Origin of the sequence: Gluconobacter cadivus (assembly GCF_015244745.1) — a bacterium.
Lineage (GTDB): Bacteria > Pseudomonadota > Alphaproteobacteria > Acetobacterales > Acetobacteraceae > Gluconobacter > Gluconobacter cadivus.
Window position 1 is genome coordinate 20,174 of the sequence record NZ_JABCQI010000010.1, and the last position, 15,828, is coordinate 36,001.

Here is a 15,828-nt window from a genome sequence, read left to right on the forward strand (position 1 = left end):
TTTCCATGTTTTTCAGACTTCGCCTTTCAGTTCTTCTGCTCGGCTTTTCTTCTCTGACTTTCGCTCAGGCCCAGACAACGCCGACACGCAATTATGTCATCATCGACAACGATTTCGCGGGTCCGGGCGGAACGAACATCCAATCCGTCATTCCCTTGCTGGGGCAACCAGACAAAGCAACCCTCCTTGGCTTTACAGTCGTGGTTGGAGATGGCTGGGAAAACGAAGCGGTTGCCCACCTGTCACGCTTTCTGGAAATAGCCTCTGCGCCGGCGAAATTGCCTGTCGTGCCAGGTGCAACGCAGCCATTGGTCAACTCACGCCCACGTCTTCTAGCCTGGGAAAAATCCAATGGTAAGATGCCATGGAAGGGCGCATGGCGTGGAGATGCTCCTGATCTTCAGCCTCAGATCAAAACACTTAAAGAAGGAATGCCAAGCCGCCCTGTCTCTCCGGAGAAGGCAGCATTGTTTCTTATCCGCCAGGTTCATGAACATCCTCATGAGGTCACTCTTCTCGCAGCCGGCCCCATGACGAACGTCGCTCTTGCCATCAAGCTGGATCCAGAATTCGCCTCACTCTGTCGCAGGCTCGTTTTCATGGGGGCCATCGTTGATGGCAACCTTTCCCAAGTGACGGATAGTGCGGATTATTATACCGATTTCAACTTCATGTTTGATCCGGAAGCCGCAGCCATTGCGTTGGAAGCGCCATTTCCAGAGGTGATTTCGATTGGGGCAGTCGCCAATCCCATTCGCATGACACCTGAAATCCGCGACCAGGCCACCCTCCATCCTGGGCCTGTTTCAGATTATCTGAAGCGCTATTTCCGCCCACAACCCATGTGGGATGAACTGGCCGCGGCTATCGCCTTGGATCCGACTTTGATGACACATAGCGTAACGGCATACATGACAGTCGATCTGACGCATGGTCCGAATTACGGATACGCTCATGTATGGCCTGATAGCACCCGCCCTCACATTGGCGAGCGCCCCGTCCGAATTGTCACAGCAGTCGATACGCCTCGTTTCATCCAGACGTTTGTAGACGCAGCCAATCGGATCAGTACGCATGATTGATGTCAGCTCTTCTCTGACCTCGCCTGAACTGCGCACACGCGCCGTGGATGCAGCAACCGGGCGGGCGCCGTTCGATATTCTGCTTGTGAATGGAAAGATTGCTGATGTTGCGACGGGAGAACTGCGTAACGCTGATGTCGGGTTGATTGGGCCGCTGATTGCCAGCACACACCCAACGGGTCAGCGTCAGGATGCCCTCAAGATTTTCGATCTCGCAGGTGCAGTGATCGCACCAGGACTTATTGACTCTCATATGCATATTGAGAGTTCCATGATTACCCCCCGGATCTACGCAAAAACCGTAGTACCGCAAGGAACGACGACCGTGTGCTGGGACCCACACGAAATCGGAAATGCCAGCGGTCTGGATGGCGTGAAATGGGCCATTGAAGCCACCAAAGGCCTTCCTCTCCGCATTCTGGTCGAAGCCCCGTCCTGTGTACCGTCCGCACCGGGGCTGGAACGCTCTGGTGCCGTCTTTGACGAAACGGCCATGGCAGATATGCTATCCTGGCCTGAAGTGATCGGTGTTGCTGAAGTGATGGATATGCGAGGCGTCATCACGGGCTCACCTCGCATGAAGAGTATTGTCAACGCCGGCCTTACAAGCGGAAAACTGGTATGTGGCCATGCACGAAACCTCAAAGGCAGAGACCTTCAGGCGTTTATGGCTGCTGGCATAGAGTCAGACCATGAACTGACGTCTAAAGCTGATATTCTGGAAAAACTCCGATCCGGTATGACCCTGGAGTTGCGAGTTTCCCATGAAAATATCCTGCCTGAAGCGATTGCCGCCTTTGAAGAATTGGGCTGCGTTCCACAAACCGTCACGCTCTGTACGGATGATGTTTTTCCAGATGATCTGTTGCGCCGTGGAGGAATGATTCATCATCTCAGATGCCTCGTTTCTTTGGGAATGCAGCCTCTGGATGCCCTGCGTTGCGCAACGTTGAATGCAGCGATGCGTCTTGAACGGCGAGATCTTGGCCTTGTTGCAGCTGGCCGCCGGGCGGATCTGGTAGTTTTCAACAACCTTTCAGATTTTACGCCTCTGGAGGTTTTCACATCCGGCATCCATGCTGCGTCACACGGAACGCTTCTGATCGGCCTCCCGACTGAGCTGCCAGGACTTCCGCTCAAAACCATAAACCACGCGCCTGTCACCCCTGAAGATTTTCAGATTGCGGTGGCCGATGCCACGAAAGTCCGTGTTCGAACTGTCCGTACACCCCGCACCACTCAGTGGGGAGAACGGGAAATGAGCGTTGAAGCGGGCCATCTCGTTCTGCCACCTGACGCTGCGCTCATGGCTGTTTTCAACCGCTATGGGAAAAACGGGCCACCTGGGCTCGGCATTCTTGAGGGATGGGGAGACTGGTCAGCCACAATCGGCACAACGATCCTTCATGATAGCCATAATCTTGCGATTTTCGGTCAAAATCCGGAAGATATGGCGCTTGTAGCCAACACTCTCATTGCGAGTGATGGGGGCATGGCAGTCGCACGGAACGGCAAAATTATCGCCCATGTTCCACTTCCTGTGTGCGGGCTGCTTTCTCCGGAAAATCTGGAGGTTGTCAGTCATCAGTTTACAGCCGTTCGGAATGCCGCAGCAGCGGCGACAACATGGGACGGTCCGACCGCCATGATCAAGCTGGTGACGGGCGCCTCTCTCGCCTGCAATCCCGGGCCACACGTCACAGATCTGGGGATTACGGATGGTATGACAGGTGAAATCATCACCAACATGGTCATGGAGACTGCCTGATGACGTTTCCCCACGACGTAACGGCCATGCGTCGCGATCTCCACAGCTTTCCCGAAACAGCCTTTCTTGAATACCGAACGGCATCACTTGTCGCTCAACGCCTGACAGAATTGGGTTATTCTGTCAGGGTTGGGCCGGAGATCATGTCCATGAACGATGTTCGTGGATTGCCTACAGAAGAAGACATTCAGGCTGCCCAAGAGGATGCCCTCGCAAATGGAGCAGACCCTTTTTGGCTAAAAAGAATGCCCGGTGGCCAGACGGCTGTTTGCGGAGAAATTCGGCGTGGTGAAGGCCCGGTTGTTGCTCTTCGCTTTGATATGGACGCCCTCCCCGTCCACGAAAGTTCATCATCACATCATTCTCCGGCTCTGGGCAATTTCAGGTCTCGACACGAAGGGCGGATGCATGCGTGCGGCCATGATGGTCATACGGCTATAGGGCTGGCTGTCGCAGAAAAACTGTCGCGTCCAGAAGCAGAATGGAAGGGAACACTCCGGTTTATTTTCCAGCCTGCGGAAGAAGGAGGGCGCGGAGCCCAGCCGATCGTTTCGAGTGGACTTCTGGATGATGTCGACCGTTTTCTGGCCAGTCATCTTGGCTGTCAGCTTCCAAGCGGGCAGATTGCCCTGACGGCTGATGGCTTTCTTTGGGCGGAAAAGTGGAATGTCACCTTCACAGGCAAAGCGGCTCACGCAGCAATGTGCCCTGAAGAAGGCCGGAACGCCCTGCTCGCTGCGGCTATCGCCGTTCCTGGTCTTTATGCGCTACCTCGCGATGGACAGTCTGACACGAGGATCAACGTGGGTTTGTTACAAGCGGGCCGTGCCCGAAACGTCATTGCAGATCAGGCCTATCTCGAACTTGAACTGCGTGCTTCAACCCGCGAAGGCCTCAGTCGCCTGACAGACGGCGCAACGCGCACCCTGCAAGGCGCGGCTCTGACTCAGGGCATTGAAGTCAAAATCGACATTTACGGAACAGCCATCAGCGCTCAGTCCGACCCGGAGATTATGGAGCGTTTGAGAGATGCGATTCTTGGCACAGAAAGTGCCGCCGTTATTCAGAGCTGGCCGATAGGTGGCGGTGATGACGCAACCTTCATGATGCAGCGCGTGCAGGAGCGCGGGGGCAAAGCTGGTTATTGCCTGTTTGGGGCAGATATTACCGCCCCTCATCATGCCAGTCTGTTTGATTTTGACGAGACTGTATTGCACAGAGCCGTATCGGTTCTTTCAAAATTTGTGGAACTGCCAGCATGAGCACTCTTCCTTTCTGGCAGGTTTTCGCACCGGATGTTGCATTGAGCAGCCCCTATACCGATCGTTACAGGGTTCGTGCAGGAAATCGGAATCTTGACCTCCCTCTGCGTACTCTACCGAATGGAAAGCAGGCGGTCTCATCCCTTCTGGTCAATCAGACATCCTTTGAAGTGATGGATGTGTTGTGTGAAGAATTGGTCAATCTGGCCCAATCACTGAAGCCGGATCTGGTTGTCGGTATGCCGACTTTGGGTCTAGGGCTGGCTGCGGCTGTCGCCCGTGGGTGTGGACTGCCACGATATGTGCCACTGAGCACATCGCGAAAATTCTGGTATGAAGACACGCTTTCTGCGCCCCTTTCGTCCATTACCAGTCCAGACAATGCTAAAAACCTCTACCTTGACCCCAACTTGCTTCCGTTGCTCCACGCAGCCAAGAAAATCATCATCGTTGATGACGTAGTCAGTACGGGGCAATCATTGGCTGCCGGTGTCAATATTCTTGCGGCAGCAGGCGTCTCACCAATCGGAGGCCTTTGTGTCATGACGCAAAGTGATCGTTGGAAGAACCGCTTTTCTTTTCCTGTTCTAAGCTGCTTCTCCTCCCCCCTTTTTGAGCACACGACAGAGGGCTGGATTGAACAGAAATGCCCTCCTCAAACAGGGAGCTCTGATTGATACGCTTCTGCCGTCTAAGCGCGGACGTTGGGCTGAACAGGACCTGTGAGGTGCCCTAATGACTCTGCCGCTATAGAACCCCAACGCCATGCTGGCCGACCAGAGCGATAACAAATAATCGTTTCCTCCAATATCTGCTGATGCACGAAATCCTGCCGGTCATTCCATCACGCAAAAGCTGCGGTGGTCCATAGAAAACAGACTGGCGGCTTTACCGACCACAGCCACATTTTGCGATCCGTTCCGACGAGACCGCCTTGTCCCGAGAAGTTTCATCACCTTTGCCGCCGTAAGGCTTTGGGTCAGGTCTTTTGTCAACGTAATCTGGACTGTCACTCGCACGACATGCGTGCCTATACCGGAACGTCCCGTAACAATCCTTTCAAGTTCTATAAAAATATCAATCCATAGTGGGATATTGCCAAAAGACGTTAATAACCATTATATAATGTTATTTTTTATAAAACATTACGTTCGCGTGTATTTTTTTATCTCTCGCTATGATAGTTGGATAAAGATATAAAATCTTAAATCCGAGATAGAATAGTGAAATACTCACATCGTTCTTTGCCTCTCCTCACTCTACGGCAAATTCCATATGCGAAATGCATCGTTCCCCTGATGGTTATCGCGGGCATGGGATTAACCACGGGTCAGGCAGATGCGTCAGAATTTGCATCTTCTCGGATAAAGAAAAAGCAGGAAAAACCACAAAATACAGGTCCTTCAACAACGCTTTCAGGTGGTGAAGAACAAATTACTGTCACTGTCCGTCGTCGGAGCGAGCCTCTGCAGAAAGTCCCGGTTGCCACGTCTGTTTTCACTGCAAAAGATGCTGCACGGAACAATGTTCATGATCTTCAGGGCATTTTCCAGTTCATCCCGTCAGCCAATTTCCGAACAAGCGCTTCCTCAAAAGATAGAACAGTTTTTGTGCGTGGAATAGGCACCATTTCCACCTCTCCAGGCGTAGAACCCTCTGTCTCCACCGTTCTGGACGGCGTTGTCTTGGCCCGCTCGGGTCAGGCCACTGCGGATCTTCTCGATCTTGAGCATATTGAAGTATTAAGGGGGCCCCAAGGCACTTTGTTTGGTAAAAATGCTTCGGCAGGCGCGGTGAATATCGTCACTGCAGCGCCCACAGAAGCCTTTCATGCCCATGCTGATGCGTCCTATTTTTCGGGCGACGAATATCGTCTGAGTGCTGGAGCCTCGGGCACACTTATTCCCTCAAAGCTAACTGCCAATGGATCTTTTCTGGTAGGCGGCTATACTGGGAATGTTCGTAATGTGTACAACAGCGAAACCGTTAATGGATATCAGCATCGAGGGGTGAGAACGAAACTGGCATGGACGCCAGACGACCAGACACGGGTTACCCTTGGACTGGATTATATGTATTCCAACGATGCCGTTCCCAATGGAGTCTTTTCATCGACCTCACATGTTGCCTACCCTACAGGAACAGTGACGAACAATGCCGCTCTGGCGCAGGCTCTAAGTGCCGAAGGCATTAGTCCTTCATCGAACAATACACGCGTCAGCAACAATACCCTCAGCAAATCCATTGATCACAATGGGGGAGCTTCAATCACGCTTGATCGGAAGTTTGGCGCTTATACTCTGACTTCCATTTCCGCCTACCGGCGCTGGCAGAACACACAGGATCAAGATTACGATCAACTGTCTCAGCCGTACCCTTCCCTGCCGCAACTCGCTGATCATGGGTGGCTGGACTTCTGGCAGGCGTCACAAGAGGTGCGTATTGCCTCCCCGAAAGGCCATTTTTTCGATTACGTCGGTGGTCTGTATTATCTTCATACCTCTGATTCAGAGACATATGATCGATCTTTACAGCCTTATGGAGGAACATCCACTTCCGGACATGCAAATTTCGGAACCACCGGAAACAATTACGCGGTCTTTGCAGAAGGCAATCTGAACTTCACAAAGAATTTTAGGGCCATTCTGGGGCTTCGACTTTTGAGAGACGATCTGAATTACCGCTTCAACCGCACATCGACATCCGCCGCGGCGGTAACGGGCATCCGTCCAGACTATTCTTCCAATGGCTCAACAGCTCACAACGGATATGTAGACCGGATCGGCCTGCAATACGACATCAGCCACGATATCCATACCTATTTCACTTACTCCCATGGCTATAAGGGACCAGCTTATAACGTGTTCTTCAATATGCAGAACACCGATGCAAAATCTCTACGGCCAGAACAAAATAACAGCTTTGAAATTGGCCTGAAATCACAGTTCCTGCATCGTAGGATTACAGCGAATTTCGCAGCTTTCATTGAAGATTTTTCAAACTATCAGGCCAATTTTCTGGATACCGTTGCGGGTGCGACCGTTACGCGCCTTATCAATGCAGGAACAGTTTCCAGCAAAGGCGTAGAGGGGGACATTACCGCACGCCCCTTCCGCTATCTGACCGTTGGAGGCAATTTTGCCTATACCTATGCCACGGTCGATCATTTCAATTGCCCTGCTGGTGCGCCTCTCTCCTGCAATGTAAACGGCCAGCCGCTACCTTTTGCACCGCGCTGGAAACTTGTCCTGAATGCAGACTACACGCGACCACTGAATGATCGTTTCACGCTCTCTCTCGACAGCGATTACACATGGCAAAGCCGTACCCAGTATTCGCTGACGGAAACGCCCGACACCATCCAGAAAGCTTATGGAATTTGGAACATGAGCACGACGATCGAGGACAGGAAGCATCGGTTGCGTCTTACGCTCATCATGCGTAACGCCATCAATACACATTACGCCTCTTATATGGGCTATGGGAGTTTGGGAGGTGTCGTAAACTGGCTTCCGCGCGATTACGGCCGTTATGGTGGCTTTACCCTGCACAAGGACTTCTGAGCCAATGATCAGACGGCTCTTCAGTCCATCACAGGAATCAGAAACAGCACAACCGGACACAACAGAAAGACTGTCCGTCCTAATGCCCTCTCTGCTGTTTCTGATTGGTATCATCGCCTACGCAGACCGACAGATTCTCGCTTTGCTCAAGCCTGAACTGGACCGTATTTTCGGCTGGACTGCTGCAGACTACGCGTCAATTTCCTCATGGTCACAAGCGACCATCGCTGTCAGTCTGCTGGTCAGCGGGTGGGTTGTTGATCGTCTGGGAATAAAAAAGACGTTGGGTTTTGGCCTGACAGGATGGAGCCTTGCAACCATCCTGCATGCTGCGGTGCGGAGTGTCAGCGGCTTTTTGGCCGTCCGGGTCGCTCTGGGACTGTTTGAGGGTGTGGGCACACCCGCCAGCATGAAGGCCATTAGAACGACATTCCCTCGTGATGCTCAGGGGCGCATGATCGGCCTGCTCAATGCAGCCCCAAATCTGGCCGCAATGAGCACACCTCTGATTGTGGCTCTTCTATTCCCCGTACTGGGATGGCGCGGCACAATTATCGCGGTTGGGGCTTCAGGACTGCTTTGCGCATTGCTCTGGTTCCGTTTCGCCCGCATGAACGACAGCGAAACACAGACCTCGGCAACAGGTCATGCGGAGCCCAGCGCCTTTCCCGCATGGCGCTGTGTCACAGGTTTTGCATTGGGAAAATTTCTTACAGACCCGGTCTGGTGGTTCCTACTATTCTGGCTACCCGACCTGCTCCATCGGCGCTTTGCACTTGAGCCCTCTTCCATGGGTTTTCCTCTCGCCGTAGCGTATGGCATGGCAGGGATTGGCTCCATCCTGGGAGGGTACGCGCCTTTTCTCCTGACGCGGGCCGGGTACAGACATGAAACAGCACGACGCGCCATTATGGCTTTCGCCGCCTTGTGCGCCCTGCCGCTCCCTCTTCTGCTCACAACGTCCAGCCTGACTCTTGGCATTGCAGTCTGCGGGCTGACTCTGGCTGCTCATCAGGCCTTTGCTACCAATCTGTTCGGGTTCATTACCGAGTGGGTTCCTACGCGAATGACTGGGCGTGCAACGGGTGTGGGCGCTTTTGCGGGAAATATCGGCGGCGCGCTCATGCTGCACCTTCTGGGGCAGTTTGCGGCTCCAGGTCAGTCAATGAAGCCTGTTTTCGCTTACTGTGCTGTCGCCTATATTCTGGGGTGGCTCGCACTGGCGCTTTTCGCGCCAGTTAGGAAACTTCTTTCCCAAACTGCCGATCCCGACCTTAACCGTCCAGTTCCGACAGTCTGACCATCCGTTTTTCGCGGGCACTGATCTCGGCTGCCGTCCCGATTTTTACGGCCAGAAGACCGTCTGCGGCCGTTACCTGAACAGGTGCGCGCCCAGCGCCAGCATCCAGAAACGCCAGTAGCTGGAAGTAAGTCGCCCCATGATGATGTCCGGCAGCAAGCACGTCATCGCAGACTTCGATCGTCTCCCGCACAACGGCTTTGGGCTCACCTACAGGAACGCGGGGGGAGAAAACCTTGATCCCGGACGGGATACCCACCTCAAGCTTTGCGCGATCCCCAATCGCCACAAGCTGCTCCTGTTCTTCCGCCCCTTCTGCGAACATGCACAGATCCAGCATGGCGCGTACGCCGTTGTCGAAATCGACAATGGTATAACTGTTATCGATGATATCAGGCGTCTGACCGTCATAACGCTCATCAAGATGATTGACGTCTGCCGCTCCCGAACAGAAAACGCTGACAGGATTGGCCCGTACGATACAGGTCATGAGATCGAAAAAGTGACAGCATTTTTCGACCATCGTACCGCCCGTATTGCGGTTGAAGCGATTCCAGTCTCCAACCTTGGCCAGAAACGGAAAGCGATGCTCATGGAGAGCCAGCCGCTTCAAAACACCGATCCTGCCCTCGTGCACATCAGCAATAAAGCGTGAGACAGGGGGCATAAACCGGTATTCCATCCCGACCCAGAAAATACCCTTCCGACCGTCTGTCCGCGCAACAATATCTGCGGCATCCGCCACCGTTGTGCAAAGCGGTTTTTCGCAAAGAATATGAAGATCCGTATCGAGCAGCGGCAAAAGCACATCGTGATGCGTGTAATTCGGCGACGCAACAATCACCGCATCAGCCTCAGTCACCGCAAGTGCGGACGAGACGTCGGCATAAGCCGGGATCTCTGGGGCATCCTCACCGAAACTGGTTCTCAGACTCTCTTTTGCCCATACGATGGAAGAGAGTTCGGGATCGACAAGTGCAACGACGCGTGTTCCGGGCACAAGCGCCAGATTACGGATATGTTCCTGAGCCATAAGGCCGGTACCAACGAGAATGAAACGCATTGTCCGCCACGTGTTGTTGTTAATATCGTGAAGCGCGCTATACATCAATTCATCAAAGTGGTAAATAAGTATTAAACATTATTATTTAGTGATTAGGTCTTCAGATGCCAGTTCCCTCCGCCTCAACTCCATCCTGTGAAGTCAGTTGGTTCTCTGCGCTGTGTGATGATGACTACGAATTTCTCGGTGTCCCGGACAAGGCACTCCAGTCGTCTTGGGAGCATTGCAGAAATATCGTTCTGGGTGCGGAAAAAGGAGGCTTTGACCGTATCCTTCTGCCTTCAGGATACAGTCTGGGACTGGATACAATCGCTTTTGCCGGTGGGATGGCTCCTCTGCTGCGTCGCCTGAAACTGCTGACAGCCATTCGTTGCGGCGAGGTCTGGGCTCCTCAGCAAGCAAGGCAGATTGCCACGCTCGACCAGATGACCGAAGGTCGGCTCGACATCAATATCATCTCGTCAGATCTTCCGGGTGAAACGCTGGAAAGTGCCCCGCGCTACAGGCGTACCCTCGAATATATGCATATCCTGCGAGCCCTCCTGAACGGTCAGCCTGTCGAAACTCAGGGAGAGTTTTACAAGCTGTCCATCGCCCCGCCTCGCTTGCAGGGTTACGGTGGCAAGTCTCCTCTGTTTTATTTTGGCGGTCTTTCCGAAGCCGCCCGTGAAACGGCAGCGGCAGCGGCCGATGTCTATCTGATGTGGCCCGATACCCTCGAAGGCGTTCGGGATGTCGTCACTGACATGCGGGCCCGTGCTGCCCGACACGGCCGCACCCTGAAATTCGGCTATCGCGTGCATGTCATCGTTCGGGATACCGAAATAGAAGCTCGCGCCGCCGCCTCCCGACTGCTTTCCAAATTGGACGCCTCCACCGGTGCCAGCATTCGCAACCGTTCACTTGATGCTGCGACTGCCGGAGTGCTGCGGCAAGGTGAACTCAGGGATCGCGCCGATAGCGAGGGTTATGTCGAAGACATTCTGTGGACCGGCATTGGCCGGGCAAGGTCTGGCTGTGGTGCTGCCCTGGTCGGCACTCCCGACCAGATTCTGGCCAAGCTGCGCGTGTATCAGGAACTCGGGATGGAAGCCTTCATTCTGTCAGGCTACCCTCATCAAAGCGAATGCGACCTGTTCGCCCGACACGTCTTGCCACATCTGAACCATGCTTCACTCTCCCGGTTTGACTGAAGCCAGCATCACGATACGTACAAAAAGGAAAGCCGCATGACCTGGACACCAAACCCCTCCCGTTATGAAACAGCGACCTTTCGTCGCTGTGGCCGCTCCGGCCTTGACCTGCCGCCCATTTCTCTTGGTTTGTGGCACAATTTCGGAGGCACTGACGTATTCGAGACAGGTCGTGCAGTCATCAGGCGCGCCTTTGATCGTGGCGTAACGCACTTCGATCTGGCCAATAACTATGGACCGCCCTACGGCTCTGCCGAAGAGAATTTCGGCACGATCCTCAAAAAGGATTTTGCGGCCCACCGCGACGAGATGATTATTTCTTCAAAAGCTGGATGGGATATGTGGCCCGGCCCTTATGGTAACGGCGGGTCCCGCAAATACCTTCTCGCCTCTCTCGACCAAAGCCTCCAGAGAATGGGGCTCGATTACGTCGATATTTTTTACTCGCATCGCCCAACGCCGGATGTCCCACTTGAAGAGACAATGAGCGCTCTGGTGCAGATGCACCGCCAGGGCAAAGCACTCTATGTCGGTATTTCGTCCTATGGCCCAGAGCGAACAAAACAGGCCGCTGCCATCCTGAAGGCTGAAGGCGTACCGCTCCTCATCCATCAGCCGTCCTATTCGATGCTCAATCGCTGGGTCGAGGTGGAACTGCTCGATACGCTCGAAAACCTTGGCGTTGGATGTATCGCTTTTTCTCCGCTGGCTCAGGGGCTTCTGACCAACAAATATCTCAATGGCGTTCCGGAAAACTCGCGCGCCGCCATCGGAGACTCATTTGTCCAGGCGATGCTCTCAGAGGACAATATCGCACATGTCCGGGCCCTGAATGACATTGCACAAAAACGCGGACAGTCCCTCGCACAGATGGCTATTGCCTGGATCCTGCGCGATCCCCGGGTCACCTCCGCCCTTATTGGCGCACGCAACGTTCAGCAGCTTGACGACTCACTGGATGCCCTGAAAAATCAGTCTTTCAACACGGATGAACTGAAGTTGATCGACCAGTATGCCCGCGAAGGACATATCGACCTCTGGCGCAACCTCTCCGAATAAAGAGATACTCACCATCTCAAACAGGTTCGTCGGATCATCCCGACGAACCAAATTATAGCTCATCAAGAAATACAATCAGATCTCAATTTCTATAATCTACCGATATATTATTGTTCCATAATATATATGATTATTTTCAAAATATACGCTGTGTACAATTATAATTTCCAACAATAACCAGCTCAGAATTTAGCGCTCTCAACAAAAACAGATCTGGTCTTACCAAAACCGCAAACTGCCTCCGTTCGCAGGAACAAGCCTTGAGGCCGAAAAATCACATCTTACAGGAGGAGAGAAAAATATCTCATACCCTTATGGACACCCATACCGTTATATGTAACATAATTGGAGATAGTTATTGCGGTCATAGTGTGACATTCAATCACAAAATAGATCGTATGAAACCTTGGGCATGACTAACCCGTCATGCACGCTTTCTGCTTCATAGGGTCTGGGTGTCGTTTATGGATCTGGTTCTTGGAATTGATGTCGGAACAGGGAGCGCCCGGGCAGGCCTCTTCACCCTCGAGGGGCAGAAGAAAGCGTCTTTCGTCCAGAAGATCCAGACATGGACACCACGCGCAGGCTACGCGCAGCAATCTTCCGCTGACATCTGGTGCGCCATTTGCCAAGCGACCCGTAACGCGCTGGCAATGCTTGAGGGGCCTTATCGCATTACCGGAATTGGTTTCGACGCAACCTGCTCTCTTGTCGTCCTTGATAAGGACGGCCATGCCCTGTCGATAGATCCGGACGGAGCACCCGATCAGAACATCATCCTCTGGGCGGATCACCGTGCCCTTGAGGAAGCGCAGGACATCAATCGTGGGGGTCATGATGTGCTTCGCTATGTCGGCGGTACGATTTCTCTTGAGATGGAAACGCCAAAGCTGCTCTGGCTGAAGCGGCACCTTCCCCATATCTACGATCAGGCAGCCCATTTCTTTGATCTGCCAGACTTTCTGACATGGCGCGCAACAGGGACCCTCTCCCGCTCTGCCTGTTCGACGGCCTGCAAATGGACCTATCTCGCTCACGAAAACCGCTGGGACGAAGGATATTTTCAATCTGTCGGCCTGGGAGATCTTGCCTCTGACAATTTCAGCCGGATTGGAAATGATGTGCGTCCGTTGGGCGGCACTCTGGATTCCGGCTTGAGCGCTCAAGCTGCTTCTGAAATGGGACTGACACCCGGCATCCCCGTGGGCGTCTCTGCCATTGATGCCCATGCTGGTGGCATCGGTCTGTTCGGACTCAATACGGAAGGGTCTTTATCAGATGAACAACTTGAGCGCTCAATCTCCCTGATCTGCGGGACTTCGAGCTGCCATATGGCGGTCTCTAAAGAAGCACGTTTCGTATCTGGTGTCTGGGGGCCTTACTGGAACGCCATGATCCCCGAAATGTGGCTCAATGAGGCGGGTCAGTCATCTACAGGCTCGTTGATCGACTTCATTATTTCCAGCCATCGCCTTGGCGCTTCCCTCAGGCAGGAAGCCGAAAAAGCCGGAACAAGCGTATATGCGCTGCTGAATGCACGGATCGAGGCGCTTGAAGCCGAGGCACTGCCCGGAACGATTACGTCCGACCTGCATGTTTTTCCGGATTTTCACGGAAACCGATCGCCCCATGCCGATCCGGCTCTAAAGGGCATGATCAGCGGTCTGACGCTCTCTGATACGCTCGATGATCTGGCGCGGCTCTATCTCGCCACAGTGCAGGGTCTCGCTTACGGCACGAAGGACATCATCGACGCTCTGAATGCCAAGGGCTACCGGATTGACACGATCCTTGCGACCGGCGGCAGCACCAAGAACCCCGTTTTCCTGCGTGAGCACGCCAATGCAACCGGGTGCCGTATTCTGCTCCCCGCAGAACCGGATTCCGTTCTTTTGGGAGCCGCTATTCTTGGAGCTGTCGCAAGCGGGGCCTACCCTGACCTGCGGCAGGCTATGGCACGGATGAGCCATGCAGGAGACGAGATCGTCCCGGACGACCGCACCGCCACATATCACGCCGCCAAACGCAGCATCGCGCACGACATGCTCACGAACCAGATCACCTGGCGTCAGCAGATGCGCGACGTTCTGGAAAAGGAGGCCGCCGCCTGAGAACAGGCCCCGCCGTTTTTCTTCAGTCCCTTGTTCGCAATCTGCCAGAACCCCTTTTCCAGAGGCCAACGTCCATGCTTCGTTTGAAATACACCCGTACAGCCCTTTGCGCCCTTGGCGCACTGCTCGCAGGCTCTGTTCTCTCCAGCGCACAAGCCGCTGGAACGCTCACGATTGCCACCGTGAACAACGGCGACATGATCGTTATGCGTCAGCTTTCGACGGAATTCGAAAAAGCCCATCCAGACATTCACCTGAACTGGGTCACGCTTGAAGAAAACGTCCTGCGTCAGCGCGTCACGACCGACATCGCCATGAAAACCGGCCAGTTCGATGTCGTGACCATCGGCAATTACGAGGTGCCGATCTGGGCCAAACAGGGTTGGCTCACAGAAATTAAGCCCGATGACGCCTACGACATGAACGACATCCTGCCGTCCGTGCGCGAAAGCCTCAGCGCGGAAGGCAAGCTCTACGCCCTGCCGTTCTATGCCGAGAGCGTCATAACCTATTACCGCAAGGATCTGTTCCAGAAAGCGGGCCTGACAATGCCTGAACAGCCCACTTACGACCAGATTCGCCAGTTTGCGGACAAGATCACGGACAAGCCCAATCAGGTCTATGGCATCTGTCTGCGTGGCAAGCCCGGCTGGGGCGAAAACATGGCGTATATCTCCTCGCTCGCCAACACGTTCGGGGCGCAGTGGTTCGATATGTCATGGAAGCCAACCCTGACATCCGACGCCTGGAAAGCAACTCTGAACTGGTACGTCTCCGCCCTCAAGGCGGATGGTCCTCCGGGTGCGACGTCCAATGGTTTCAACGAAAACCTCGCCCTGTTCGCCAGCGGTCATTGCGGAATCTGGATTGATTCCACGGTCGCGGGCGGTCTGCTGTTCGACCCCAAACAGTCACAGGTTGCAAACACGGTCGGCTTCGCTCCTGCCCCCAAAGGCCCTTACGGCAAAGGCCCGACATGGTTGTGGAGCTGGAGCCTAGCTGTGCCCGTCAGTTCCCATCAGAGCGCAGACGCACAAGCCTTCATCGCATGGGCCACATCCAAGGATTATGTGAAGCTGGTGGCTGAACGGAAAGGCTGGGTTGCAGCCCCTCCGGGAACACGCGCCTCAACCTATGCTGCCCCCGAATATCTCAAGGCCGCTCCCTTTGCGTCTTTCGTCCTGAACGCCATCAAGACTGCTGATCCCAACGGCCCGACCGCACAGCCCCGCCCCTATACGGGTGCCCAGTTCGTCGCGATCCCCGAGTTCCAGTCCATCGGCACTCAGGTCGGCCAGACGGTCGCAGCAACCCTGTCCGACCAGATGACGGTAGATCAGGCGCTGACATCTGCTCAGGCTTCGATCACCCGCGCACTCCGCCAGTCCGGCCGCGCGCGATAACACCGCCCGATCAAGGTCAAGATA

11 protein-coding genes are annotated in these 15,828 nt (G+C 54.1%); 10 read left to right on the forward strand and 1 reads right to left on the reverse strand.

From position 1 onward, the window contains the following. The first annotated feature begins 5 nt into the window (after nt 1–5). The 6 genes from HKD28_RS13470 to HKD28_RS13495 all read left to right on the forward strand — a co-directional run bounded on the left by HKD28_RS13470 (nt 6) and on the right by HKD28_RS13495 (nt 8,975). Nucleotides 6–1,082, forward strand: a complete 1,077-nt coding sequence (locus tag HKD28_RS13470; RefSeq protein ID WP_194268755.1) for a nucleoside hydrolase — start codon at nt 6–8, stop codon at nt 1,080–1,082. Beyond that, the gene (locus HKD28_RS13475) at nt 1,075–2,850 is read left to right on the forward strand and encodes an adenine deaminase (protein ID WP_194268756.1); all 1,776 of its coding nucleotides are present in this window, start codon (nt 1,075–1,077) and stop codon (nt 2,848–2,850) included. The genes HKD28_RS13470 and HKD28_RS13475 overlap by 8 nt, the downstream gene beginning before the upstream one ends. Beyond that, the gene (locus HKD28_RS13480) at nt 2,850–4,112 is read left to right on the forward strand and encodes an amidohydrolase (RefSeq protein ID WP_194268757.1); all 1,263 of its coding nucleotides are present in this window, start codon (nt 2,850–2,852) and stop codon (nt 4,110–4,112) included. Before HKD28_RS13475 ends, HKD28_RS13480 begins: the two co-directional genes overlap by 1 nt. Then, on the forward strand, nt 4,109–4,789 hold the full coding sequence (locus tag HKD28_RS13485; protein ID WP_194268758.1) for a phosphoribosyltransferase: 681 nt from the start codon (nt 4,109–4,111) through the stop codon (nt 4,787–4,789). Before HKD28_RS13480 ends, HKD28_RS13485 begins: the two co-directional genes overlap by 4 nt. 621 nt (nt 4,790–5,410) lie before the next feature. Continuing rightward, a complete protein-coding gene (locus HKD28_RS13490) occupies nt 5,411–7,675 on the forward strand; it encodes a TonB-dependent receptor (protein WP_194268759.1) in 2,265 nt (754 codons plus the stop codon). Between the two features lie 82 nt (nt 7,676–7,757). Next, nucleotides 7,758–8,975, forward strand: a complete 1,218-nt coding sequence (locus HKD28_RS13495; RefSeq protein WP_235993481.1) for an MFS transporter — start codon at nt 7,758–7,760, stop codon at nt 8,973–8,975. Here the strand turns inward: HKD28_RS13495 and HKD28_RS13500 are convergent. Next, a complete protein-coding gene (locus tag HKD28_RS13500) occupies nt 8,950–10,038 on the reverse strand; it encodes a Gfo/Idh/MocA family protein (protein ID WP_194268761.1) in 1,089 nt (362 codons plus the stop codon). The two genes, HKD28_RS13495 and HKD28_RS13500, sit on opposite strands and share 26 nt — an antisense overlap. Before the next feature lie 104 nt (nt 10,039–10,142). On the opposite strand from HKD28_RS13500, the gene HKD28_RS13505 reads away from it, so the two are divergent. The 4 genes from HKD28_RS13505 to HKD28_RS13520 all read left to right on the forward strand — a co-directional run bounded on the left by HKD28_RS13505 (nt 10,143) and on the right by HKD28_RS13520 (nt 15,804). Continuing rightward, nucleotides 10,143–11,231, forward strand: coding sequence for an LLM class flavin-dependent oxidoreductase (locus HKD28_RS13505; protein ID WP_194268762.1), 1,089 nt, complete (start codon nt 10,143–10,145; stop codon nt 11,229–11,231). A 36-nt stretch (nt 11,232–11,267) separates the two neighbouring features. After that, complete coding sequence (gene mgrA, locus HKD28_RS13510; RefSeq protein ID WP_194268763.1) at nt 11,268–12,290, forward strand: L-glyceraldehyde 3-phosphate reductase; 1,023 nt, start codon at nt 11,268–11,270, stop codon at nt 12,288–12,290. 464 nt (nt 12,291–12,754) lie between these two features. After that, nucleotides 12,755–14,401 (forward strand): FGGY-family carbohydrate kinase, encoded by a 1,647-nt coding sequence (locus tag HKD28_RS13515; RefSeq protein WP_194268764.1) that lies wholly within the window; start codon nt 12,755–12,757, stop codon nt 14,399–14,401. Nucleotides 14,402–14,475: 74 nt separating this feature from the next. Then, nucleotides 14,476–15,804: an ABC transporter substrate-binding protein gene (locus HKD28_RS13520; protein WP_194268765.1), complete on the forward strand. Its 1,329-nt coding sequence runs from the start codon at nt 14,476–14,478 to the stop codon at nt 15,802–15,804. Nucleotides 15,805–15,828: the final 24 nt, after the last annotated feature.